Source organism: Flavitalea plasmicola (assembly GCF_030546645.1).
Lineage (GTDB): Bacteria > Bacteroidota > Bacteroidia > Chitinophagales > Chitinophagaceae > Puia.
On record NZ_JAUOTO010000008.1, the window covers coordinates 273,417 to 296,239 of the forward strand.

Below are 22,823 nucleotides of genomic sequence, written 5' to 3' on the forward strand. Positions count from 1 at the left end.
TAGTTATATTTTTATCGGCATAACTAAAAATTTAGTTGCAAAATGAGCTCCTACAAGCCGCTTACAAAAGCCGAAGAACAGGTGATGCAGGTCCTATGGCGACTGGGAAAAGGGTTCCTCAAAGACATCATCGACGAGACCCCGGACCCCAAACCCCATTCCAATACCATCGCCACCCTACTCAGGATCCTGGTAGAGAAAGGATACGTTCAATACGAAGTGCTGGGCAGGAATAATTATTACCAGCCACGGATCACCAAGGCGGAATACGGTAGAAAAAGCGTCAACCAGCTCGTCAAAGGCTATTTTGAAGGCTCTCCTGCCAAGCTGGTATCCCAATTTGTTAACGACAATAAACTAAGCCTGGAAGACCTGGAAGCACTGTTACAACAGATCCGTTCGTCCAGAAACAACTCATTATGAACTTTTTATTCAATAATCCGGCACTTTTATACGCACTACGTATCATCCTGATCTCGGCGGTGCTGTTTGGCTATTACCGGCTGCTCCTCCGCAACCGCAGCTTCCATCAATTCAACCGGTGCTTCCTGCTGGCAATCCCCCTGCTGTCCCTGGTCATTCCTTTCCTGCGCCTCCCCCTGGCCGGATACCTTTGGCCGGCAATGCAGGACCTCCCTGCACAGGCAGCCGCGTCTGCTGTCTCCAGTGGTGAATGGAAAGAAACAGATACGCTGATGCGGCCTTCGGCCCCAGGGTGGTCAACCCTGCCTTCCTGGCAGACACTCGCGCTCATAGCCTATGTCCTGGTGGTCATCCTCCTCTTGTATCAATTCTTCCGCCAGCTCCGTTATATCCATCAGCTCACGAAAAAATACCCGGGGAAAAGAATGGGTGATATTCATTTTTTTGGCACCCATGAGCCAGGCACCCCCTTTTCTTTCCTGAAGAATATTTTCTGGAACGATCAGCTGGATCTCCATAGTGTCACGGGCAAACAGATACTCCGCCACGAACTGAACCACGTACGACAAAATCATAGCTTCGACCTCCTGCTGCTGAAACCGTTGGCGGCAGTGGGTTGGTTCAATCCTATTTTCCATCTTGTATACCGTGAAATAAGAGCCGTCCACGAATTTCTGGCCGACAACGATGCGATTTCCGAAGGCGACCGGTATCAATATGCGGAATCGCTGCTGTGGCAGACCATCCGCCATCCGTCTCCTTCTCTACTGCATCCTTTTTTTCAATCACCCATAAAACGTCGGATCACCATGATCATCCAATCAAAAACCATTCGCCCCACCCTGCTTGGCCGGGTAATGAGCCTCCCGCTCCTGTTCCTCTTATTCAGTGCTTTTGGCAACAAACATCACCCCTACGCAAATGTCCGGATCATTACAAATGACCGGCCCATTACGGTCGTCATCGATGCGGGACATGGAGGCATCGACCCCGGCGCGATCAGCAAAAATGGCATAGAAGAAAAGAGCCTCAACCTGGCCATCGCTGCAAAAATAAAAAAGCTCAGCACAGAATATAATATACGCGTGCTGATGACCCGTGAGAACGATCAGCTGGCGGGCGGCAAATCCACTGCATACGAATCCTTATGCTACCGCGCTGACATGGCCAACGAGAATAAAGCCGATCTGTTCATCGCCATCCACACGGACATGCTCGCCTCGAAAGACGTCAGAGGGTTTAGTATTTTCGTTGCAAAAGACAATGCGCATTATCCCCAATGTGTTGCGCTGGGCACCGCGCTGACAGAGAGCTTAAAGAAAAGCTACCCCACCGAAGCCGCGCTCAAACAAAGAAAGGAACATATTTATGTGCTTGACAAAACGGAGATGCCCGCCGTATTGCTGCTATGCGGAAATATCAATAGCGAAAAAGACCTGGCCTACCTCAGCAAAGATGACCACCAGGAGCTCATTGCCAGAAATATATTACAGGGAATACGTAATTATGCCGCCAGCCAGGTCAGTAAATAATTTCTTCATTTCCTGCTTTCAGCAAAAGACTCTTCCTGTCGGCTGCTTCCACGCGGCCGACAATTTTTCCTTCAATGCCTAACTTTTTTGCAACCTGGATCATGTCCTCCGCAGCCCTGGCATCCGTGAAGATCTCCAGGCGGTGGCCCATATTGAATACCTGGTACATCTCCCGGTTATCCGAACCGGAAGCCCGCTGTATCAGCTGAAAGATTAAAGGAGCTTCGAAAAGATCGTCCTTGATGATTTTGAAATTGCCGGGCAGGTATTTCATGCATTTGGTCTGACCTCCGCCGCTGCAATGTATGAGTCCGTGGATCTTGTCGAACTGTTCTGTCAGCAGCTGCTTCAGCAAAGGAGCATAGGTGCGGGTAGGACTCAGCAGCAGGTGACCGATATCCGTAACGACGGCCGAACCCGGCACATCTATCTTGTCCGTCATCAAATGAGGCCCTATATACACGACATGCTCGTCAAGGCTGGTGTCGTAAGATTCATGGAACCTCGCGCCATAGGTCTTGTGCAACGTGTCGTGACGGGCGCTGGTGAGCCCATTGCTGCCGATGCCGCTGTTGTATTCCGTCTCATAAGTGGCTTGCCCGTAACTGGCAAAACCTACGATCACATCTCCCGCCCCTATCCTGTCATTGGTGACCAGCTTGTCCTTCGGCCATCTTGCCGCCATCGTGCCGTTGACGGCAATGGTCCTTACCACGTCTCCCACATCCGCCGTCTCCCCACCCAGATACCGGATGCCGACGCCAAATGGCTTCAGCTCGTCGAAAAACTCCTGCGAGCCATTGATGATGGCTTCCAATACTTCACCCGGTATATTCTTTTTATTCCGGTCGATCGTGGAGGAGAAAAGAAAATTATCATGGATACCCACGCACAACAGATCGTCCAGGTTCATGGCGATAGCATCCCGGGCAATACCTCTCCACACAGAAAGGTCCCCCGTCTCTTTCCAGTACAAATAAGCCAGAATACTCTTGGTGCCTGCACCATCCGCATGCATGAGATTGACCCAGTCTTTATCCCCTCCCAGGTAGTCCGGGTAGATCTTGCAAAAAGCATTCGGGTAAAGGCCCTTATCCAGCTTTTCGGTGGCCTGGTGAACTTCTTCTTTCTGGGCTGAAACTCCCCGTTGAGCATACAATGACATAGTGCGGCGAAGGTAATAAGATTTATGGCAATTGAATAAATCCATATAGATTTGCAGCCATCCTGGCCACAAAACCCAATGGCTATCCAAGATGCACATATATAAAAATACAGACCTCCTGCCTGCTTTTCGCCGTGCCGTCATCACTATCGGGACCTTCGACGGCGTCCACACCGGACACCAGCAGATCCTGGAACAATTGCGGCAGGAGGCGGCCCGTATCGATGGCGAAACAGTCATCATCACCTTCCACCCGCATCCCCGCAAGATCGTCAAAGGCGCTACGGCGGACATCCGCCTCCTCAATACCCTGCGGGAAAAGATCGAGCTCCTGTCCTGGAATGGAATAGATCACCTGGTCATCGTCCCTTTCACGGAAGCTTTCTCACAGCTGACCGCGGAGCAATACGTAAAAGAATTCCTCCTGGAGAAATTCCATCCCCATACCATCATCATCGGCTATGATCACCAGTTCGGGAAAGGAAGAAAGGGCGATTATCACCTGCTGGAAGATTTCAGCCGCCAGGAAGGGTTCAGGCTGCAGGAGATCCCCGTACACCTGCTGAATGAGATCTCCGTCAGCTCCACCCGGATACGGGAAGCCATCACCAGGGCAGACCTGGATACAGCCAATCGCCTGCTGGGCTATGACTTCTTTTTTGCCGGTCGTGTGGTGGAAGGCAATAAGCTGGGCCGCACCATCGGCTATCCCACCGCCAATCTCCAGGTAGAAGACGCTGAAAAGCTCATTCCCGGAGACGGCGTATATGCCGTCGAAGCAGCGGAAATACCCGATTGGGAAGACGACAGCACAGCGGCAGCCGCTCCCGGTAACAGCGCCACCCGTTGGAAAGGGATGATGAACATCGGGATGAGACCGACCGTAGACGGCACCCGCCGGGTCATTGAAGTAAATATCTTCGATTTCAACAGTGACATATACGGCAGGCTGCTCCGCGTCTTCGTGAAAAAACATCTCCGCGGGGAACAAAAATTTGCGGGGCTGGATGCTTTGAAGCAACAACTGGCAAAAGACAAAGTAGCAGCGGAAGAAAGCCTCAAGCTGCTAGCTGATAGCTACAAGCCAGGAACTTAATAAAACTCACTTGCAGCTTGTAGCTTGTAGCTTGCAGCTCACAGCTAAGACATGATCTTCACCGCCAGCTCCTTCAGCAACGCCCCATCCTCCGTACCCGCGCTGCCAACCCCCACGCTTTTCAGATTATAGGCATGCAGCAGCAATAACCCCTGCTCGATACCCGCATAACTGTAATTCCGGGCCGCCGCCAGGTAGTCCTTTACAAAATAAGGATTGACGCCAATGGCGGCAGCTACGCTCTTCTCATCCGATGCGGATTGCCCGAAGACCATATATGCCTTGCTGAAGAAATTGTAGAGACTGGGCAGGATCAGCTGGATCGGGGCGGCTTTGGGATTGCTCTCGAAATACTGGATGATTCGGATGGCCTTGACCTTGTCTTTCTTCGCAAAAGCATCCTGCAGTTCAAACACATTGTATTCCTTGCTGACGCCTACATATTTCTCGATGTCATCCTCCGTGATGTTATTCCTGCCGGTGAGGTTCACCAATAGCTTGTCCACCTCATTATCTATCCGGCTCAGATCATTGCCGATGTGATCCACCAGCAACAGCAATGCTTTCTGGGTGATGGTATATCCCTTCGACTTCACCAGCTCGCCGGTCCAATCAGGCAGCTGATTGTCATACATCTTCTTCGTGGTGAAAAGCTCTGCTTTATCCTTCAGCAGCTTAGCCAGCTTGCTGCGGCCATCTACCTTTTTTTCTTTATAGGAAACGACAAAGACCGTGGAAGCCAGCGGCTTTTCAATATAAGCCTCCAGCTTGTCGATGTCGCGCATCTGCTGCGCCTCCTTCAACAGCACCACCTGCCTTTCAGCAAACATGGGATAGCGCCGGCAGGCATTGATTACCGCCGTCCAATCTGCATCCTTGCCATAAAAGACGGTCAGGTTAAACCCTGCTTCGGCCTCGGAAAGGATATGATGCTCCGCATACTGTACCAACTGATCGATGTAGTATTCTTCGTCTCCTTCCAGCCAGTAAACAGGTTTGAATTTCGATTTTTTCCAGTCCCCAAGAATTTTTTCGACAGACATCCTATAGAATTTGTTCGATAAATGTACATAAATCTATAACAATCAATGCCTCCAACACAATAAAATGATTTTGGCACGGTTTTAGACTAATGGAGAATTAGAACCCAAAAATAGTATTCTCCAATTAGTAATCTTTATTTCATAACTATTGAAAAAACAATAAACCATGAGTACGACAACCAATTATCCATCAGCGACTCCCCAAAGTCAACCTCCTAAAAAGGACTATAAGAACCTGGTGATTGGCTTATTGGCCGCCGGTTTCTTAGGTACCTGGGGTTATTTGCTCTGGAACAATAACAAACAGGAGCAGGTGCAAACCCAACAGCAAGCTCAAATTTCTAAAGTAACAGACGAAAAAGGACAATTACAAAAGAATTTCGATGACGCGCTGGTAAGATTGGACTCCCTCACCGGCACCAACAACAAATTACAAGGCCAGCTGGCTGAAGGTAATGGCCAGATCGCCAAGCTGAAAGGCCAGATCCGGGGTCTGTTGAACAAACAGCATTTGTCCGAGGCCGAAAAGAAGAAAGCCGAAGACCTGATCAAGGAACTGAATGACAAGGTCAGCAGCATGGAACAGCAGATCGCTCAGCTTACGCAGGACAACCAGCAGCTGACAGCCGATAAGACGGCGCTCACCGCTGACAAGGAAAAGCTGACCACGGACCTGCAGACCACCACTACGGCCAAGCAGGACCTCGAAAAGAAAGTAGACGTAGCCTCTACCCTGAATGCTTCCAACATCTCTGTAACGCCGATGCACGAGCGTAAGGATGGCAAGGACAAAGAAACCACCACAGCCCGTAAAGTAAACAAGCTGGTAATTGGTTTCGACGTATCAAATCGTATCGCTCAGACAGGTCAGACCGATGTGTATGTTTGTATCACCGGTCCTGATGGCAAGCCCATCTCCGTACCTGCACTGGGTTCCGGCACTTTCTCCACCCGCGATGAAGGAGATAAGGTCTACACCGCTAAGGTTCCTGTAGATTTCGAATCCGGTAAGTCCAAGTCTGTACAGTTTGCCTGGAAACAGAACAGCGAGTTCTCTAAAGGCAACTACAAGATCGAGATCTACCACAATGGTTTCAAGATTGGAGAAGGCACTCGCGAGCTGAAGAAAGGTGGCCTGTTTGGCTAGAATAGGAGATCTATGAAAATAATATATCCAGAGAGGCTGTCCCGTAAGACAGCCTCTCTCTTTTTATAGCAACGCCCGCAATGCCGCCCGGCCCGTATGCACGACCCTCGTCTCGCCAGCCTTTCTCCCCTCGTACTGAAGGCTTAGCTCCAGGCTGCTGCCCAGTTTCTTCGTGAGATCAACATTCCACAAATAGTTCTTACCAGGTAAAAGCCCCTCCAGGATCACATAAGAAATGGATGAAGTAGTGCTGGCATTGCCATCCTTGATCTTGTAAGCGATCTCATTATAGGTGAATTTCGACTGGATGGAGGTGCTCTGGACGATGTTATATTTAAAATCCACATTGTAGGCCCCGGATGTATATTTCTGTCCCCCGAATTCCGGCTCGTTCAGCTTGGAACTAAACTTATAGCCCATGCCGATGCGTAAATTGGCGCCCCGGGTATAAGTGAGGCTGGGTTCGGAAGACCATTGCCGCAGGTGATAATTGCTGCTGTCGAAGTTCTGGCCGGTGTTGCTCAGCTGATTGGTCCCCTGCCTGAAGACTGTGGTCAGCGCAAGGCTCCGGCTGATATTCATCCGTATGCGTGCCATCCATTCGATCAGCTGGCGTGTCTCATATCCATAGGTCAGCAGTGTTTTAGCGCCATTGCGGGTATTGGTAAGATCGACGCCCCACCGGGGATCCGTCCTGTTGAATGAAAAAGTGTTGACGACGATCATCGTGCGGGTGATCAGGGACGTATCATCAATAGGAGCCTTAAATGGGTTGAGCTGGACAAAACCCTTGGCCTGTTGCTTCTGCGTCAGCTGCATCGAAGATTGAAGGATGATCCTGGCCAGCAATTTATGGAGAGGGACATCGTTCGCCGGGTTGATCACACTTCGCGGATTAAGGGTTACACTATAGTTAAATGTGTTGTAATTTGCCTTTATGTAATCGTTGCTGGGAGTATACACCCTTATATATTGCGCCTGGTCCTGGAACTGCGCCAGCACAAATTCAGTCAGCTGCTGGATACCATCTTTATTGACATCGATCCATGCATACAGCCCCGTCCCCGCCGGGACCTGCAAATAGGTGAAGTTCTTTTTCTGTTCCTGCCCCGACCCTACCTCATACAGGACATTCCCTCTCAACAATCCTTTCCATTCATTGACGAGGTATTCCGCACGGCCAAGCAGACTGTTATCCTGGGTTTGGGTGGTTAGCCCGGTACGGACGATCTGCAGGTTGCGGTACGTGGCATTCAGATGGAACTGGTGATGAGGGTTCTTCAGGATATCGGCGGACAAATTGAACGTCCTGCTCCGGTCGCCGATGAGAAGGGATTTGCCGTATGGATAGCTGTTTTCACGGGTGGCGAAGGTCAGGCCCCAGTGATCCGGCTTATCCGCGGGTGACCGCAAATAAGCCTGCAAGGTCTGGAAAGAAAAGCTCGTTGCAGTCACCGTATCAGTCTGCTTGTCCCTGTCCACGTTGCGCTCCATGGAATAAGTCGCTCCGATCACGTAATGCTTCAGGCTGATCAGCTGCTTGGAGACATCAAACGTCGGACGCAGGTAATAGCCTGAAAAATTAGTGCTGTCGCTTTTGGTAAAACTCAGCTGGTCGCTTAACCGCCAGCCGTGAATGTCCTGCTTGACCGTAACGATATGACGCATGCCGGTGAAGCCATCTCCCCGTTGATAACGCGCGACGTCATAACGGACGGAGTTCAGCTTTTTATCGCTCAGCATTATTCCCGCATTATATATCCTTTCCGTAGCGGCCGCCACATTGAGCGCCAGCCCCCAATCACGGAAGAACTCCACGGGACGCAACCGCTCTAAAGGCTTGAAATTGGCTTGTACATATTCATAGCCCAGGTTGGTGGTCAGCCGCCGGCCCTTCGCAGCCGGCCCCATGGGCAGCGAGTTGGAAAACAGGAATCTGGCCGCATACCCGTCGTCATTGGCCTTGTCGATGGAAGAAAGCGTGTTGACGTCATAATGACTCTTAGCGACTTCAGCGCTGAGCACCGTATTCTTGTTCGGCGTGTATTCAGCGCCTGCCGTCATGACCCGCTGCGTCTTGGGCGTCACCAGGAACTGGGCCGCCTCGTAAGAACCCTGCATTTGCCCGTTGACAGGCGCCACCCACAGGAAAACATTCCCATTCACGCCATTGAGGTCCTGCACATAATTGCCATAACCGGCGCCTACATTCGCAAAAGAAAGGTTATATAACGTAGTGCTGCCATCAGTGGAAAAAACATAGATGGAATCATGCACGATGACACCCGCGGCATTCTTATAGGTAGTATCCACCTTCTTGTATAGCACCTTGCCTGCGGCAAAAGTGTCGATCGTAGATACGGGGTAAAAAGCCCGGTTGATGCTGTCGCCCAGCCGGTTGAGGAATTTGTCCTGGTCGGGCGTCAGGCTTTGATTAATAGGGGAATTACGGGAATCACTGTTGCTGAACAAGCCCATCCTGAGTTTCAGCTTGTTGCTGAGCACGGCCTCATCATAAAGATAAAGGTTGACATTGAGATAATTCCGGTCTGCATATTCAAACTCCACTTGTATGCGGGCGTCCTGGGTGATCATGCGATTAGCCGTAAACGTTATCTCCGCCGTATTGTAATTGATGATGTAGTCCTGGTCTTCCCCCCTTTGCATCATCTGCCCGTCGATATATACCTTTTCCGTACCGGCCAGAACGATGAAGTACAGCTCGCCATTGGCGCCCTGCAGCTTGTAGGGTCCCTGGTTGCCTTCCTGGCCCTGGAAGATATTACGGGTGAACTTGCCTTTGGCAATGGCGGCACTGACCAGGGTCTTATTCGAAAAGTTCCTGGAGATCTGGTTGTTCGTCTCGAACGAGGCGCCCTGCATCCGCTTGTAAAAGTTGAGAAAATAGTTTTGATTTTGCCTTAGATCGATGTCTCCCATGGTGAGGGCCCAGGTCTTCTTTTTAAATTGCAGGAAGATCTTATCAAACTCATTCAGGTCGGCAGTGGTTCCATCCGGCTGAATAGGAATATTGTTGTCGGTGATGGCCGCTGAGATCTCGATGCTGTCGGCCAGATAGCCGCTGATCTGCAGGTTTAGATTGGAAGTCACCACGGCATCCTGGCTGTTGCCGAAAGTAATGCTTCTGCCAAAGCTGCCATTGTAGTTGATATTGCCGAAATTGAAGAAATTGTCGTCATTTGATCTGGCGCCGCCATTAAAAACATAAGGATGGGCAATGAAGTTATTCTCGACGCTGTCATAGTTGAAGTGCCGGGCAGGGGCATTGAGCCGGTAAGGCAGGCTTCGATAGACCACCAGGATGCTGTCCGCCCCCTTTGGCGGATGTTTCCAGGAAAGGGTGGCATTCACCCAATCCACCGTATAGTCCGAATCACTGACGTCCTTTGGGAAAAAAGCTCCGGGAACAAGACTGGCTGAATCGATGGGTATGCGCCCTTCCCTGACTGGAATGAATTTGCGGTGGAGGTTGGACAGATTGGCTAAAGTAGGGCGGGCGGAAGGCCGTGCCGGGGCAGCTCTGGAGGCCGGACGGGAACGTCTCAGGGGATCGACAGCTGCCGGCGGTCTCGCCGTATCCAACCTGCCGGAATCCCTCACCTGTCCCACCGGATCTCCCCCCAACCTTACGGTATCCCTGCGCGGGCCAGCCGTATCTGGCAAAGGAGGGCCATTCGGGGGCTGTTGAGCCATCGCTGAGAAGGATACGCCGCACCAAAACAATATGAGTATAAGCAGCCTTACGATCAACAACCTAGGGTTTCCTTTAAAATGCTTAAAGTTAGGAATTATTGTATGGCCCGCTTCCCCACCGCTTTAATAAACCTTTAACGGCTATTCATGCCGCGTTTACCATGCGATCACTGTCATTCGTCAAACCCCAAACCCACCTGCTATGAAAAAATGGCAATTACCTATTATCCTGTTTGCCGGCTGCGTGCTGCCCGGCTGTTTCCGTTCCCTGCCCCAGCAAGCTTATCTCACCAGCGCCCTCCATGGCAACGCCAATGACTATCACCCTGTGCCCCAGGTACAGGACAGCGCACAAAGGGCATTTTACGTCCATGGCGCCTTCGTTTCAGGCAGCGCCGGCATTCAACTAAAAGACAGGGTAACAGCCTTCCGGGGCTCATTCACCGCAGCCCATCACGGCAGGTTCTGGCAGGCCTACTATGGCGGGGACCTTACCTTGGGCAGTTACGACATAAGGAAGTGGGACACCGCCACCACCGCTACTTATCAGCACCCTGCTCCCCTCTATAATGCAGCTATCCTGAACAGGCAGGCGGGCGGTAAATTCTTCGGAGGCGTCGGCCTCCATGGCGGCGCCAATTTCACCATTCCGATGGGGATCGCGGAATGGCGTATCGTGGGCGTAGAAACATCATTGTACCGGGAGTTCGGAAATTACCTGACAGTCCGGAGGAAATTGCCGGATACCGCGGCATCGCTGATCGTACGAAATCCTTTTTACGGCACCATCGGCCTGAGCTCTGAATTCGTGATAAAATGGCCGGATGGAGAATTTGGCTGGCGCATTTCCGGAGGCCCGGTAATAGGATACCCCTACTCCAATCCGGAAATCTACGACAATGCGTCTGACAGTTACCTGCATTACTGGTATTTTTCTACGTCCACCCATGTCACCATCAGCAGGTATACAGGGTATCTTCAGACGAATTTCGCCGCAAAAGCCTTTTCCATAGGCATGGGCCTGCACTATCGGCTTAGCGAGCCCAGGATCACCAGGCGCAGCCCTGCGCATAGACGGTATCGTTCTTATAACCTTTGAAACGGCCTATACTTTCGCCAGGGCCTCTTTGGGATACAGCTCCTCGCGGAGCTGCTTGACCCGGGCGTCTTCCAGGTATTCATCGAAAGACATCAGGCGGTCTATGATCCCCCCTGGCGTCAGCTCGATCACGCGGTTGGCCACCGTTTGCAGAAATGTATGGTCATGAGACGTCAGCAGCACGATACCTTTGAAATTGCTCATGCTTTCATTGAAGGACTGGATGGATTCCAGGTCCAGGTGGTTCGTAGGCTCGTCCAGGATCACGACATTGGGATCCTGCAGCATCATCCGGCTAAGCATGCACCGCACTTTCTCGCCGCCGGAAAGGACCGAGGTCTTTTTCAGCACCTCATCCCCGCTGAACAGCATTTTACCCAGGAAGCCGCGGAGAAAAGGCTCATCCACGTCCGTCACATGGGGGGGAACAAATTGGCGAAGCCAATCCATCAGGTTGATATCCTTCCCCTTGAAAAATTCACTGTTGTCGTTGGGCAGATATGCCTTGGTGACTGTAGTTCCCCACTCGATCTTACCGTGGTCCGCGGCCAGGTCCCCGTTGATAATATTGAAAAAGCTGGTGAGAGCCAGGTGATCCTTGCTGACAAAAGCGATCTTATCCCCTTTATTGACGCTGAAAGTGACATTGGAGAACAGCGTCCTGCCGTCTTCCGCCTTCTTGGACAGCTTTTCTACATTGAGGATCTGGTTGCCTACCTCCCGGAGCTGCTTGAAAATGATACCGGGATAACGGCGGTTGGAGGGCTCGATCTCCTCGATGGTGAGCTTTTCCAGGGCTTTCTTACGGGAAGTAGCCTGCTTGGATTTACTTGCATTGGCGGAGAAGCGGGCGATGAACTCCATTAAGGCAGCTCTTTTATCTTCCGTCTTCTTATTCTTATCCGACATCTGGCGGGCCATCAGCTGGGAAGATTCATACCAGAATGTATAGTTGCCCGTGAAGATCTTTATTTTTTGCCTGTCTACGTCGGCCACATGCGTGCACACCGCATCGAGAAAGTGACGGTCGTGGGACACCACGATCACGATGTTCTCATAGTCGGCCAGGAAATTTTCCAGCCAGTTGATCGTCTCTACGTCCAGGTCATTGGTAGGTTCGTCCAGAATAAGGATATCCGGGTTCCCGAACAGGGCCTGCGCCAGCAATACCCGCACTTTCAGGGCGCCGGGCAGCTCCTTCATCAGGTTCCCGTGGAAAGACTCCTTTACACCCAGGTCGCTCAGCAGGGCGGCAGCATCACTTTCCGCGGTATACCCCCCCATTTCGCCAAACTCACCTTCCAGTTCCCCGGCCCGGATGCCATCCTCTTCGGTGAAATCAGCCTTGGCATAGATGGTGTCCCTCTCCTGCATAGTCTCCCACAAATGCCTATGCCCCATAAGGACGGTGTGCAGGACTGTATTTTCATCGAAAGCGAAGTGGTTCTGGTTCAGCACCGCCATACGCTGGCCCGGAGCGATCTCGATGGATCCCTTGCTGGGCTCTATCTCGCCTGAAAGTATCTTCAGGAAAGTGGACTTCCCGGCCCCATTGGCGCCAATAACCCCATAGCAATTGCCTTTAACGAAGCTGAGGTTGACCTCATCAAACAAGACCCTTTTACCAAACGAAAGGGTCACATTATTCACTCTGATCATGCGGTAACGTAATTGAAGGCGCAAAGGTACGATACATTGCGCCAATTTCAGCACCAAAAGCTATGGATCTCCTATTTGTCCGAAGTAAGTCCCGCTATGCCATATTCCGTATTCAGCCGGGCGATATTCGTGATCGATATCTCCTTGGGACAGACCGCTTCGCAAGCCCCGGTAGAGGTGCAGCTGCCAAAGCCTTCCTTATCCATCTGGGCCACCATGGCCTCCACCCTGGTCTTACGCTCGGGACCTCCCTGCGGCAGCAGGGCCAGATGGGAGATTTTCGCTGAGACGAACAAAAGTGCCGAAGAATTCTTACAGGCGGCCACACAAGCTCCACAACCGATGCAGGCGGCGGCGGCAAAGGCCGTATCAGCCTTGTCCTTTTCAATCGGGATCGCATTGGCATCGACGGCATTGCCCGTATTGACGGAAATATACCCGCCAGCCTGGATGATCCGGTCGAAAGAGCTGCGGTCCACGACCAGGTCCTTGATCACCGGAAATGCATTGGCCCTCCAGGGCTCTACGACAATCGTATCGCCATCTTTGAAAGCCCGCATATGCAGCTGGCAGGTGGTGGTCCCTTCCCAGGGACCATGTGGCCTTCCATTGATATACATGGAGCACATGCCACAGATGCCTTCCCGGCAATCATGGTCGAAAGCGATGGGGTCCTTGCCTTCCCTGACCAGTCGCTCGTTGAGCACGTCAATCATCTCCAAAAAGGACATTTCCGAAGAAATATCGTTGACGGAATAGGTCTCAAAACCGCCTTTTTCCTTCTTGTTCTTTTGCCTCCAGACTTTCAGCGTGAGATTCATCGTGTAATGTTCCATATATATGAATTGCTATGTGGTACTTTTGTTTTTCAGATAATTCAGGTAATCTTTTTGCTTGATCCGGACCTTATGGGCCGGGTCATAATTATACCAATAGATCCAGGCCCTGACATCCTTTCCTGACCGGAGCCTTACCGTATGCTTCTTACGCACGAACTCCGTGGGGACCGAAGAGTTGCCAGCCGGGATACCCTCGTATTTATCAAGAACCCGGAATACCTTCTCCGGATCATTCAGCAGGAACACATCCCCGATGACTTCCGGTCCCTTATTGTTCTTTATAGCCCCGGGATATCGCCCCAGGTCATAAAGAGCCGCGCCGATCTTCCCCTGACCCACATATTGCAAAGCATCCTTGACCCGCTCTTTCAGCTTCAGATCGTAGTTCTTACGCAAAGTGCCATATGTGAACAGATACTCCTTCATAAGAGCGCTAATAAAGCTTTCAATTTTGAAAACCCATACTGGTCGATCCATTGCTGGCAATCTGCATCCGACTTTATCTTCCTGAGATAATAATTGAATACGTCACAGACCTGCTTATAAGTCAGCTGCTTATTGGAATACAATACCCCGATGAATTCAAAAAAGTTCAAAAAATCCGTGAACTTCTCTTCGTTGCTGCGCTTTTCCGGTGCCGATAATTTTTCAGCGAGCTCGTTGTAATCCAGCCAGCCCCTTACATCCTTATAAGTAGGGTCTTCAAAAAATTTCTCAAAGAGCGATTTGATCCACTCCGCCCGCTTGATCCTTGTCTGGTTCCTATAGCTAATGGCGGCAATCAGGACGCCTGCCCCTGTTCCAAGAGCGCCAATGACCTTTGCCCCCCATTCTACCCATACGGTCCATGTCATAACTACTATTTATAGCTCCGTTGGCTCGGGTGGGCCACTTCAAATTCCAACGCCTCTTTATGCAGCTCCCATCCTTCATTTTTAAACTCCCAGGCAGCCACAAACGCGAAATTGTCGTCGTCACGCTTGGCTTCGCCTTCCTCCGTCTGCATCTCTTCCCGAAAGTGCCCGCCGCAGCTTTCCCTGCGCTGCAAAGCATCCACGCACATCAGCTCGCCCAGCTCGATGAAGTCGGCTACCCTGCCGGCCTTATCCAGCTCAGGGTTGAATTCGTTGATATCGCCCGTAATGCGCACATCACGCCAGAACTCCGCCTTAAGGGCCCGGATCTCTTCGATGGCTTCCTTCAACCCTGCCTCATTCCGCGCCATGCCGCACTTGTCCCACATGATCTTGCCAAGACGTTTATGGAAGCTCTCGGGACTCTGTGTACCGTTGATATTCTTCAGCCGGCTGATCCTGTCGGATACAGCCTTTTCAGCCTCCTCGAATGCAGGATGCGTGATGGGGATGTTGCCCGTACGGATCTCGCCCGCCAGATAATTACCGAGGGTATACGGAATGACGAAATACCCGTCCGCCAATCCCTGCATAAGAGCGGAAGCCCCCAGCCTGTTGGCGCCATGGTCGCTGAAATTGGCCTCGCCAAGGGCATACAGGCCCGGCACAGTGGTCATCAGCTCATAATCCACCCACAGCCCCCCCATCGTATAGTGGACAGCCGGGTAAATGCGCATCGGCAAAGTATATGGATCCTCTCCCGTGATCTTGTTGTACATGTCGAAGAGATTGCCGTACTTCTCTTTCACCACCTCCACGCCATGCTGACGGATCACTTCGGCGGAAGGATTGTCAATGCCATGCTTCCGGCATTCGATCTTACCATATCTCTCTATCGCGGACGCATAATCCAGATAGACCGCCTGCTTGGACGAACCTACGCCATAGCCGGCATCGCACCTTTCCTTGGCTGCCCTGGAAGCCACGTCACGAGGCACCAGGTTACCAAATGCAGGATATCTTCTCTCCAGGTAATAATCTCTTTCTGCCTCCGGTATCTCATTGGGTTTACGTGGATCGTTCTGCTGTTTGGGCACCCATATGCGTCCGTCATTGCGGAGCGACTCCGACATCAGGGTCAGTTTCGACTGATGGTCGCCTGTGACAGGGATACAGGTAGGGTGGATCTGCGTAAAGCAGGGATTGCCGAAATAGGCGCCCTTTTTATGCGCCTTCCATGCCGCCGTGACATTACTGCCCATGGCATTGGTGGAAAGATAAAAGACATTCCCATAACCGCCGCTGCACAATAATACCGCATGCCCAAAATGTCTTTCCAGCTCTCCGGTGATGAGGTGTCGGGCGATGATCCCCCTCGCCTTTCCATCGATGACCACCACGTCCAGCATCTCGTGCCGCGTAAACATCTCTACATTACCCAGGGCCACCTGCCTTTCCAACGCCTGGTAGGCGCCGATCAGCAACTGCTGCCCCGTCTGGCCCGCCGCATAGAAGGTACGCTGCACCTGGGTGCCCCCGAAACTACGGTTACTGAGCAACCCGCCATATTCCCGGGCAAAAGGAACCCCCTGCGCCACGCACTGGTCGATGATATTGGCGCTGACCTCCGCGAGACGATGCACGTTCGCCTCTCTTGCGCGGTAGTCACCGCCTTTGATCGTATCATAGAAAAGACGGAACACGCTGTCCCCGTCATTCTGGTAATTCTTCGCCGCGTTGATCCCACCCTGGGCGGCAATGCTATGCGCCCGGCGGGGGGAATCCTGAAAGCAGAATGCCTTTACCTTATAACCAAGCTCACCCAGTGAAGCCGCCGCCGATGCGCCGGCCAGGCCGGTGCCGATGATGATCACTTCCAGGCTGCGCTTGTTTGCAGGGTTTACCAGCTTTACATGCCCTTTATAGTCTTCCCATTTATTATCCAGTGGTCCTGCCGGAATGTTTGAATTAAGCATGAAGTATGAGTTTCTAAACGTTGTTGGAAAAATTTTCTATTGCACCCACCCAAAATACATTGATATGGGCATCATGGCGAATGCCAGCGGGACAATGATGGCAAAGCCGATCCCAATGCCGTTGATAAGATGTACATACCGGCTGTTGGATACCCCCAATGACCGGAAGGCGCTTTGAAACCCATGCATCAAATGGTATGCAAGGGAAATACAGCCTACGAGGTAGATGATAACGATCAACGGATGCCCGGCAAAAGTATCTCTCATCAGGCCATACAGGTCATGCACATCCACCCCGGGAACATAGGAAACCTCCTGCATTTCCCCAAAACGGGAAGGCACCCAGAAATCCTTCAGGTGAATGACAAGGAACAGCAGCACAAAAGTTCCCAGCCAGCCCATATACCTGGAATACCACTTACTGCCCTTATTGCCCATCGGCACCTGGTACCCCACGCTCCTTTTCCTGCGGTTCTGCAATTCCAGCACATACGCCTGCACGATGTGGATGATAAAGCCGACGAACAGCCCTATCTCCAATACCCTCGGCACAACAGTGGACCCAAGGAAATGAGCGGCCAGATTGAACATCCTGCCGTCATCCATGGCCCAGATACAGGCATTGACACAAACATGGACCACCAGAAAAAGGATCAGGAATATCCCCGTGAGACCCATTACGAACTTTTTGCCTACGGAAGAAGTAAAGAATTCAGACCATTTCATAATTAAACAACTAATAATATAAATGAAATCGAACCCGGGCTATCCGCGCAAATTTAGCACAGGAATGCTTTTAAAAATTTTTTTGTTTTAACTTTTTTGCCCTGATCATCAGGGGCTCACAGGGTAGTAACAGACCAAAACGGGCCGGAGGCTCGTTGTCCGTAACCGAGGAACGAAGGTTACGACCGAGAAGGAGCGTGTCGAAGCAGCTCCGCCGAAGGTCCCAGACATCAGATTTTTCCGGAAAATGGGTTACACTTTCTGCAGAACCCGTTTTCCGGACATGTTTCATGTTAAATCGCCGTTGTTTAGTATATTAGCCGCCAAATTTGCCCTTCCCTCCCATAGGGAGGACGGCCTTTTGACGGGGACCTGACCAACAAACGCCTTGAAAGGGCGTTTCGTGTAGATGGGATTAAAAAACAAATGAGAATAACTTTACTATATGAAGCAAGAAGATGATTTTGAAGCGAACCTGGCAGGTGACGAAGGACAAAGCGAGGAAAGTAAAAGCGGTTGGTTCAGGCGCATCAAAAAAGGCATCCTGACAAGCACAGCCGAAAAAAAAGAGACGCCCGAAGGACTGTGGACCAAATGCCCGAATTGTAATTATATATGTACCGTCACCGAACTACGGGAAAACCTCTTCGTATGCCCAAAATGTTCGCACCACCATCGCATCGGCAGCTCGGAATATTTCGAAATACTCTTCAATGACAACCAGTACGAGATCCTGTTTGAGAACATCCGCTCCAAAGACTTCCTGCATTTCACAGACCTGAAATCCTATCAGAAGCGGCTGGAAGAAACATGGTCCAAGACGGATATCACGGATTCCATCCGGGTGGCCACAGGCGAGATAAAAGAACATACCATGGTCGTGGGCTGCATGGACTTTGAGTTCATCGGCGGCTCCCTGGGCAGCGTCATGGGCGAAAGGATCTCCCGGGCCGTGGACCATTGCCTGGAACACCATTTGCCACTGCTGATCATCTGTAAATCAGGAGGGGCCCGCATGATGGAAAGCGCCTTTTCATTGATGCAATTGGCCAAGGTATCCGGTAAGCTTTCCCAGCTGACGGATGCCAGGATCCCTTACATATCCCTCCTGACAGACCCCTCTTTCGGAGGTATTTCCGCATCCTTTGGCATGCTGGGCGACCTGAACATCGCCGAACCAGGGGCCCTGATTGGATTTGCCGGCCCAAGGGTCATCAAAGAGACCATTAAAAAAGATCTTCCGGAAGGCTTCCAGCGGAGTGAGTTCCTGCTGGAGCACGGATTCCTCGATTTCATTGTAAGCCGGAAAGAATTGAAAGAGCGGATCGCCACCCTGCTTACCTTATTTCAAGGTTAACCCCGACAAAGGCGAAGGACCTGACGTATGAGCGAGATAAAGAACAGATCAGCCTATCATGACTATTTCATCGAAGACAAATACGATGCGGGAATGGTATTGGCCGGAACAGAAGTGAAATCCATCCGCGAAGGAAAAGTCAATTTTGTCGATAGCTTCTGCACTTTCCACCAGGGAGAGCTTTGGGTGAAGAATATGCATATAGCCGAATATCGCATGGGGACCACCAACAACCATATAGCCGTCCACGATCGCAAGCTGCTGCTTACCCGGCGGGAGCTCCGCAAACTCGAAAATAAGCTCAAGGACAAGGGCTATACCATCGTCCCCCTGCGCATCTTCTTTTCTGAAAAAGGATATGCCAAGATGGAAATTGGTCTCGGCAAAGGAAAGAAGCTCTATGACAAAAGGGAAACCATCAAACAGAGAGATACGCAGAAAGAGATCAAGAGATACCTGAACAGACCCTGACAGCTCAGCAATTACCCTTACGATTTCCCATTATGGGAGGCTTTCCTGCGCGGCATAAAAATTTAAGTACCATTCCTGGCAATTTCGTCTTTCGTATGCGTTATATTACCTTCGTGCTACTCCCTTATATCACTTGATGCAAAGACTCATAATTATATTCTGCCTGGTAGCCGCACAGCGCCTGTGCGCGCAGACCGCCACCGGTTCCTGGTATGGTCGTGCTGACGTGGAAATGGCCGGCATGCACAACAACTACCTGACTGAGCTGGTCATCAAACAAAAAGGCAATCGGGTTGACGGCATCTTCGGCTATTACTTCCGGGACAAATACCAAAGCTTTTTCGTCCATGGACGCTATAACCCCAAGACCCGGGAGGTGATCATCCTGAATATTCCCATCATCTATTTTAATTCCAACTCCACGGTCAACAGCATCGACTGCAATACCAATTTCATCGGCGTTATCATTAGGAGCAAGGTCGGCAGCACCCTGAAAGGCTCCTTTTACCATGATGAAAAATACAAATACTTATGCCCCGACCTTAAGGTCTCCTATACGCTGGATCGGGATGATCAGCAGCACGACAGCCTGCAGGAAATGACGGTGTCCAACGGAAAGATGTGGAAACCCCAGCCGGATGACTTCGTCGTGGATGCCGTGAAGACAGATCAGAAGCCCCCTCCCTCTGCCCCCCCGGCCGTTACCAGGCAGGATACCCCCCTCACTGCCCGCGTCGAAGCGCCTGTGCAGCCCACAGCCTCCATTGCCGATCCCGCAAAGGAGGAGAGCAAGCTCATTGCCGAGTCCTATTCCAAAAGAAAAGAGATCGTTACCAGGACATTGGAAGTGGAATCCGACTCCGTGCGGCTGAGCTTTTACGACAATGGAGATATAGATGGGGACAGTATATCCGTATTCGTCAACAACCAGGTGATCCTCACGCACCAGGAGCTGGCTTCCAGGGCCCTGACCATGTACCTGCACCTGGACAGCACCCTGGATGTGAACGAGGTCAGCATGTTTGCTGAAAACCTGGGCAAATACCCTCCCAATACAGCCCTCATGGTAGTGACAGATGGAAAGAACAGGTATGAAGTGTTTATGAGCAGCAGCCTGACCGAGAATGCCACCATCCGGATAAAAAGGAAAAAGGGCCATTAAAGGCCCTTTTTTCGTTATAGATCAAGCTCCGTCTGCGGAGACTCTTTAGCTTCCTCTTTGTGGCCCCACTCCACTTCCACGCTCTTGCTGAAGTCAAAAAGCTTACTGCCTACCGCTTTCCATCCCATGATCTCAACAAAGCCGGCGATCTTGATCTTCTGGGTCCTGGCCTGGGCGCCCCTGCCTGATTTAATGACGGCAATAGGTTCCGGATGCAGGGTGACGGCCTCCAGCCTGTTGCCTTCGCCTTCCTTGATAAAAAGGAATTTATTATGCAGCGTGGTGGTCTCGATCTTGAATCGCTTGACGTTGAACTGCAGCTTCTCATTATCCAGGTAAATGGCAGTAATGATCCTCTCCGGGTCGAACTTGCGGATCTCGACGATCTTTTCAGCATCAAAACGCTGCGTGAGCTCGGTATCGGTGATCTCGTAGTTGCCATCGGAGTAAATGACGAGCAGCTTTTCATCCGTATCGAAGCTGCCCAGGTATTCTCCTTTTTCTTCCATGTTCAATCTTCCGAAAGTAGCGTCAAACCAAAGCTTGCGGCCACTGAGCGTGGACTTGCCGGCTTCCTTGAACTTCACCGTCCGGATGGGGTACTTCGTCACCTGGTTGCCCAGGCTGCTGCGGTTCTTCACCTCCAGCGTCTCGAAATAAAAATCGAATTCCTTGATACGCGCGGAGCTGCTGGGGCTGAGAATGATCCTGACGACCTCCGCTTCTCCATTGGGGTTGGCAGTGAAATAATGCACCCGGCTCTTCGCATCCTCCTTGGCAAGATCATATTCCCGGTCGCGGGTTACCCCCGTTACATTAAATCGCTTGGCATAGCTGACGCCGGACTTGCCGTCCACATAGATCATGTTATACGTGGTCCGCTCGTCATTCTTCCGGAAAACGGCGACATGGATAATATCCTTTCCGATAAATGCCTTTTCCGCCACTTTCACCACTTTCATCTTGCCCCCTTTGGTAAAGGCAATGATGTCGTCCAGGTCCGAACAATCCGCGACAAATTCATCTTTCTTCAGGCCCGTACCGATAAAACCTTCCGATCTGTTGACATACAGCTTAACGTTGGCGATGGCCACCTGCTGCGCCTGGATGGCCTCGAACAGCTTGATCTCCGTCTTACGTTCCCTCCCCTTTCCATACTTCTTAAGGAGATTGTCATAATAAGCGACGGCGAAATCCACCAGGTTGTTCAGATCATGCCGCACCTGCTTCATATCGGCCTCCAGCCCCTTGATCTGGGCGTTCAGCTCATCGATGTCCAGCCGGTAGATCCTGCGCACGGGCTTCTCGGTAAGCTTGATGATATCCTCCCGGCTGATGTCCCTCTTCAATTGCTTGCGGAAGGGCTCGAAAGCCTTCGCAATCGCGGTTAATACCTTCTCCCAGGTCTCATGCTTTTTTTCCAGCTCCTTATAGATCTTCTCTTCGAAGAATATTTTTTCCAGGGAGGTATAATGCCATTTCTCCTGCAGCTCTGCCAGCCGGATCTCCAGTTCCCTTTTCAACAGCTCCTTCGTATGGTCCACGGACAGTGTCAGCAGCTCCCGGACACCCAGGAACTGCGGCTTCTGGTCGGAAATGACACAGGCATTGGGGGAAATGCTCACCTCGCAATCTGTAAAGGCATACAGCGCGTCGATGGTGATATCCGGCGAAATGCCCGGCGCCAGGTCCACCTGTACCTCTACTTCCGCGGCCGTGTTATCCGTCACTTTTTTGATCTTGATCTTACCCTGGTCATTGGCCTTGATGATGGAATCTATCAGCTGGGAAGTGGTAACGCCATAAGGAACATCCTTGATGAGCAGCGTTTTCTTATCCAATTCCTCTATACGCGTTCTTACCCGGACCTTTCCACCCCGTTTGCCATCATTGTAGTTGGTGATGTCGATCATTCCCGCCGTCAGAAAATCCGGGTACAGTTCGAACTTTTTGTTTTTTAAATATTTGATAGCAGCTTCACAGAGCTCGATAAAATTATGAGGCAGGATCTTGGTAGCTAGTCCGACCGCAATGCCTTCTGCCCCATGAGCCAGCAACAGGGGAAATTTCATCGGAAGAGTGACCGGTTCGTTCTTACGACCGTCATAGCTCAGCTGCCATTCGGTGGTCTTGGCATTGAATGCGACCTCCAACGCGAATTTGCTGAGACGCGCCTCGATATACCGGCTGGCGGCAGCATCATCCCCCGTACGCACATCTCCCCAGTTGCCCTGTGTGTCGATGAGCAGGTCCTTTTGCCCCATATTCACCAGGGCCTCGCCGATGCTCGCATCCCCGTGCGGATGGTATTGCATGCTTTGTCCGATGATATTGGCCACCTTGTTGAATCGCCCGTCATCCATTTCCTTCATGGAATGCAGTATGCGCCGTTGCACGGGCTTGAGCCCATCCTCTACAGCAGGCACCGCACGCTCGAGGATCACATAAGACGCATAGTCCAGGAACCAGTTCTTGTATTGCCCGGTGACCCCGGACTCATTTTCGTGAAAATCGTCAGCTATTTTGATCTTGGCCATAATAAAATATGATAAACACTATT

The 22,823-nt window shown here is 51.3% G+C and carries 18 protein-coding genes; 8 read left to right on the forward strand and 10 right to left on the reverse strand.

Annotation, left to right across the window (positions count from 1 at the left end):
- Window positions 1-42: 42 nt before the first annotated feature.
- Both Q4E93_RS28960 and Q4E93_RS28965 read left to right on the forward strand, forming a co-directional pair.
- Window positions 43-423 (forward strand): BlaI/MecI/CopY family transcriptional regulator, encoded by a 381-nt coding sequence (locus tag Q4E93_RS28960; RefSeq protein WP_303591349.1) that lies wholly within the window; start codon window positions 43-45, stop codon window positions 421-423.
- Window positions 420-1,955 (forward strand): N-acetylmuramoyl-L-alanine amidase, encoded by a 1,536-nt coding sequence (locus Q4E93_RS28965; protein ID WP_303591351.1) that lies wholly within the window; start codon window positions 420-422, stop codon window positions 1,953-1,955. The genes Q4E93_RS28960 and Q4E93_RS28965 overlap by 4 nt, the downstream gene beginning before the upstream one ends.
- Here Q4E93_RS28965 and Q4E93_RS28970 read toward each other — a convergent pair.
- Window positions 1,945-3,120, reverse strand: coding sequence for an AIR synthase related protein (locus Q4E93_RS28970; RefSeq protein ID WP_303591353.1), 1,176 nt, complete (start codon window positions 3,118-3,120; stop codon window positions 1,945-1,947). The genes Q4E93_RS28965 and Q4E93_RS28970 overlap by 11 nt on opposite strands.
- Window positions 3,121-3,211: 91 nt before the next feature.
- Here Q4E93_RS28970 and Q4E93_RS28975 point away from each other — a divergent pair, with 91 nt between their 5' ends.
- Window positions 3,212-4,216, forward strand: coding sequence for a bifunctional riboflavin kinase/FAD synthetase (locus Q4E93_RS28975; protein ID WP_303591355.1), 1,005 nt, complete (start codon window positions 3,212-3,214; stop codon window positions 4,214-4,216).
- Window positions 4,217-4,260: 44 nt separating this feature from the next.
- Here Q4E93_RS28975 and holA read toward each other — a convergent pair whose 3' ends face one another.
- Window positions 4,261-5,259, reverse strand: coding sequence for a DNA polymerase III subunit delta (gene holA, locus Q4E93_RS28980; RefSeq protein ID WP_303591357.1), 999 nt, complete (start codon window positions 5,257-5,259; stop codon window positions 4,261-4,263).
- Window positions 5,260-5,425: 166 nt separating this feature from the next.
- On the opposite strand from holA, the gene Q4E93_RS28985 reads away from it, so the two are divergent.
- Entirely contained in the window at window positions 5,426-6,406 is a 981-nt protein-coding gene (locus Q4E93_RS28985; protein ID WP_303591358.1) for a hypothetical protein, read from the forward strand.
- 63 nt (window positions 6,407-6,469) lie between these two features.
- Here Q4E93_RS28985 and Q4E93_RS28990 read toward each other — a convergent pair whose 3' ends face one another.
- Window positions 6,470-10,120, reverse strand: coding sequence for a DUF8818 domain-containing protein (locus Q4E93_RS28990; RefSeq protein WP_303591359.1), 3,651 nt, complete (start codon window positions 10,118-10,120; stop codon window positions 6,470-6,472).
- Window positions 10,121-10,322: 202 nt separating this feature from the next.
- On the opposite strand from Q4E93_RS28990, the gene Q4E93_RS28995 reads away from it, so the two are divergent.
- A complete protein-coding gene (locus Q4E93_RS28995; RefSeq protein WP_303591360.1) occupies window positions 10,323-11,219 on the forward strand; it encodes a hypothetical protein in 897 nt (298 codons plus the stop codon).
- A 6-nt stretch (window positions 11,220-11,225) separates the two neighbouring features.
- Here the strand turns inward: Q4E93_RS28995 and Q4E93_RS29000 are convergent, their stop codons facing one another.
- The 6 genes from Q4E93_RS29000 to Q4E93_RS29025 form a co-directional block, all read right to left on the reverse strand.
- Window positions 11,226-12,878, reverse strand: coding sequence for an ABC-F family ATP-binding cassette domain-containing protein (locus Q4E93_RS29000; RefSeq protein ID WP_303591361.1), 1,653 nt, complete (start codon window positions 12,876-12,878; stop codon window positions 11,226-11,228).
- Window positions 12,879-12,949: 71 nt separating this feature from the next.
- Window positions 12,950-13,714 carry a succinate dehydrogenase/fumarate reductase iron-sulfur subunit gene (locus tag Q4E93_RS29005; RefSeq protein WP_303591362.1) on the reverse strand — a complete coding sequence of 255 codons (765 nt, stop codon included), beginning with the start codon at window positions 13,712-13,714 and terminating at the stop codon, window positions 12,950-12,952.
- A 12-nt stretch (window positions 13,715-13,726) separates the two neighbouring features.
- Window positions 13,727-14,143 (reverse strand): gamma-glutamylcyclotransferase family protein, encoded by a 417-nt coding sequence (locus Q4E93_RS29010; RefSeq protein WP_303591363.1) that lies wholly within the window; start codon window positions 14,141-14,143, stop codon window positions 13,727-13,729.
- Window positions 14,140-14,571 carry a DUF4760 domain-containing protein gene (locus tag Q4E93_RS29015; protein ID WP_303591364.1) on the reverse strand — a complete coding sequence of 144 codons (432 nt, stop codon included), beginning with the start codon at window positions 14,569-14,571 and terminating at the stop codon, window positions 14,140-14,142. Before Q4E93_RS29015 ends, Q4E93_RS29010 begins: the two co-directional genes overlap by 4 nt.
- 5 nt (window positions 14,572-14,576) lie before the next feature.
- Window positions 14,577-16,547 (reverse strand): fumarate reductase/succinate dehydrogenase flavoprotein subunit, encoded by a 1,971-nt coding sequence (locus Q4E93_RS29020; protein WP_303591365.1) that lies wholly within the window; start codon window positions 16,545-16,547, stop codon window positions 14,577-14,579.
- A gap of 36 nt (window positions 16,548-16,583) precedes the next feature.
- Window positions 16,584-17,273 (reverse strand): succinate dehydrogenase cytochrome b subunit, encoded by a 690-nt coding sequence (locus Q4E93_RS29025; protein ID WP_303591366.1) that lies wholly within the window; start codon window positions 17,271-17,273, stop codon window positions 16,584-16,586.
- A 445-nt stretch (window positions 17,274-17,718) separates the two neighbouring features.
- Here Q4E93_RS29025 and accD point away from each other — a divergent pair, with 445 nt between their 5' ends.
- From accD to Q4E93_RS29040, 3 genes are all read left to right on the forward strand, one after another.
- The gene (accD, locus tag Q4E93_RS29030; protein WP_303591367.1) at window positions 17,719-18,630 is read left to right on the forward strand and encodes an acetyl-CoA carboxylase, carboxyltransferase subunit beta; all 912 of its coding nucleotides are present in this window, start codon (window positions 17,719-17,721) and stop codon (window positions 18,628-18,630) included.
- 27 nt (window positions 18,631-18,657) lie between these two features.
- On the forward strand, window positions 18,658-19,101 hold the full coding sequence (smpB, locus tag Q4E93_RS29035; protein ID WP_303591368.1) for an SsrA-binding protein SmpB: 444 nt from the start codon (window positions 18,658-18,660) through the stop codon (window positions 19,099-19,101).
- 136 nt (window positions 19,102-19,237) lie between these two features.
- Complete coding sequence (locus Q4E93_RS29040) at window positions 19,238-20,263, forward strand: hypothetical protein (RefSeq protein WP_303591370.1); 1,026 nt, start codon at window positions 19,238-19,240, stop codon at window positions 20,261-20,263.
- A 14-nt stretch (window positions 20,264-20,277) separates the two neighbouring features.
- On the opposite strand, the gene Q4E93_RS29045 is transcribed toward Q4E93_RS29040, so the two are convergent.
- Complete coding sequence (locus Q4E93_RS29045; RefSeq protein ID WP_303591372.1) at window positions 20,278-22,800, reverse strand: DNA gyrase/topoisomerase IV subunit A; 2,523 nt, start codon at window positions 22,798-22,800, stop codon at window positions 20,278-20,280.
- Between the last annotated feature and the right edge of the window lie 23 nt (window positions 22,801-22,823).

Bases quoted from the DNA above. Each gene is read 5' to 3' on its own strand.
- Q4E93_RS28960 (WP_303591349.1), top strand. From the start codon at position 43: ATGAGCTCCTACAAGCCGCTTACAAAAGCCGAAGAACAGGTGATGCAG.
- Q4E93_RS28965 (WP_303591351.1), top strand. From the start codon at position 420: ATGAACTTTTTATTCAATAATCCGGCACTTTTATACGCACTACGTATC.
- Q4E93_RS28970 (WP_303591353.1), bottom strand. From the start codon at position 3,120: ATGTCATTGTATGCTCAACGGGGAGTTTCAGCCCAGAAAGAAGAAGTT.
- Q4E93_RS28975 (WP_303591355.1), top strand. From the start codon at position 3,212: ATGCACATATATAAAAATACAGACCTCCTGCCTGCTTTTCGCCGTGCC.
- holA (WP_303591357.1), bottom strand. From the start codon at position 5,259: ATGTCTGTCGAAAAAATTCTTGGGGACTGGAAAAAATCGAAATTCAAA.
- Q4E93_RS28985 (WP_303591358.1), top strand. From the start codon at position 5,426: ATGAGTACGACAACCAATTATCCATCAGCGACTCCCCAAAGTCAACCT.
- Q4E93_RS28990 (WP_303591359.1), bottom strand. From the start codon at position 10,120: ATGGCTCAACAGCCCCCGAATGGCCCTCCTTTGCCAGATACGGCTGGC.
- Q4E93_RS28995 (WP_303591360.1), top strand. From the start codon at position 10,323: ATGAAAAAATGGCAATTACCTATTATCCTGTTTGCCGGCTGCGTGCTG.
- Q4E93_RS29000 (WP_303591361.1), bottom strand. From the start codon at position 12,878: ATGATCAGAGTGAATAATGTGACCCTTTCGTTTGGTAAAAGGGTCTTG.
- Q4E93_RS29005 (WP_303591362.1), bottom strand. From the start codon at position 13,714: ATGGAACATTACACGATGAATCTCACGCTGAAAGTCTGGAGGCAAAAG.
- Q4E93_RS29010 (WP_303591363.1), bottom strand. From the start codon at position 14,143: ATGAAGGAGTATCTGTTCACATATGGCACTTTGCGTAAGAACTACGAT.
- Q4E93_RS29015 (WP_303591364.1), bottom strand. From the start codon at position 14,571: ATGACATGGACCGTATGGGTAGAATGGGGGGCAAAGGTCATTGGCGCT.
- Q4E93_RS29020 (WP_303591365.1), bottom strand. From the start codon at position 16,547: ATGCTTAATTCAAACATTCCGGCAGGACCACTGGATAATAAATGGGAA.
- Q4E93_RS29025 (WP_303591366.1), bottom strand. From the start codon at position 17,273: ATGAAATGGTCTGAATTCTTTACTTCTTCCGTAGGCAAAAAGTTCGTA.
- accD (WP_303591367.1), top strand. From the start codon at position 17,719: ATGAAGCAAGAAGATGATTTTGAAGCGAACCTGGCAGGTGACGAAGGA.
- smpB (WP_303591368.1), top strand. From the start codon at position 18,658: ATGAGCGAGATAAAGAACAGATCAGCCTATCATGACTATTTCATCGAA.
- Q4E93_RS29040 (WP_303591370.1), top strand. From the start codon at position 19,238: ATGCAAAGACTCATAATTATATTCTGCCTGGTAGCCGCACAGCGCCTG.
- Q4E93_RS29045 (WP_303591372.1), bottom strand. From the start codon at position 22,800: ATGGCCAAGATCAAAATAGCTGACGATTTTCACGAAAATGAGTCCGGG.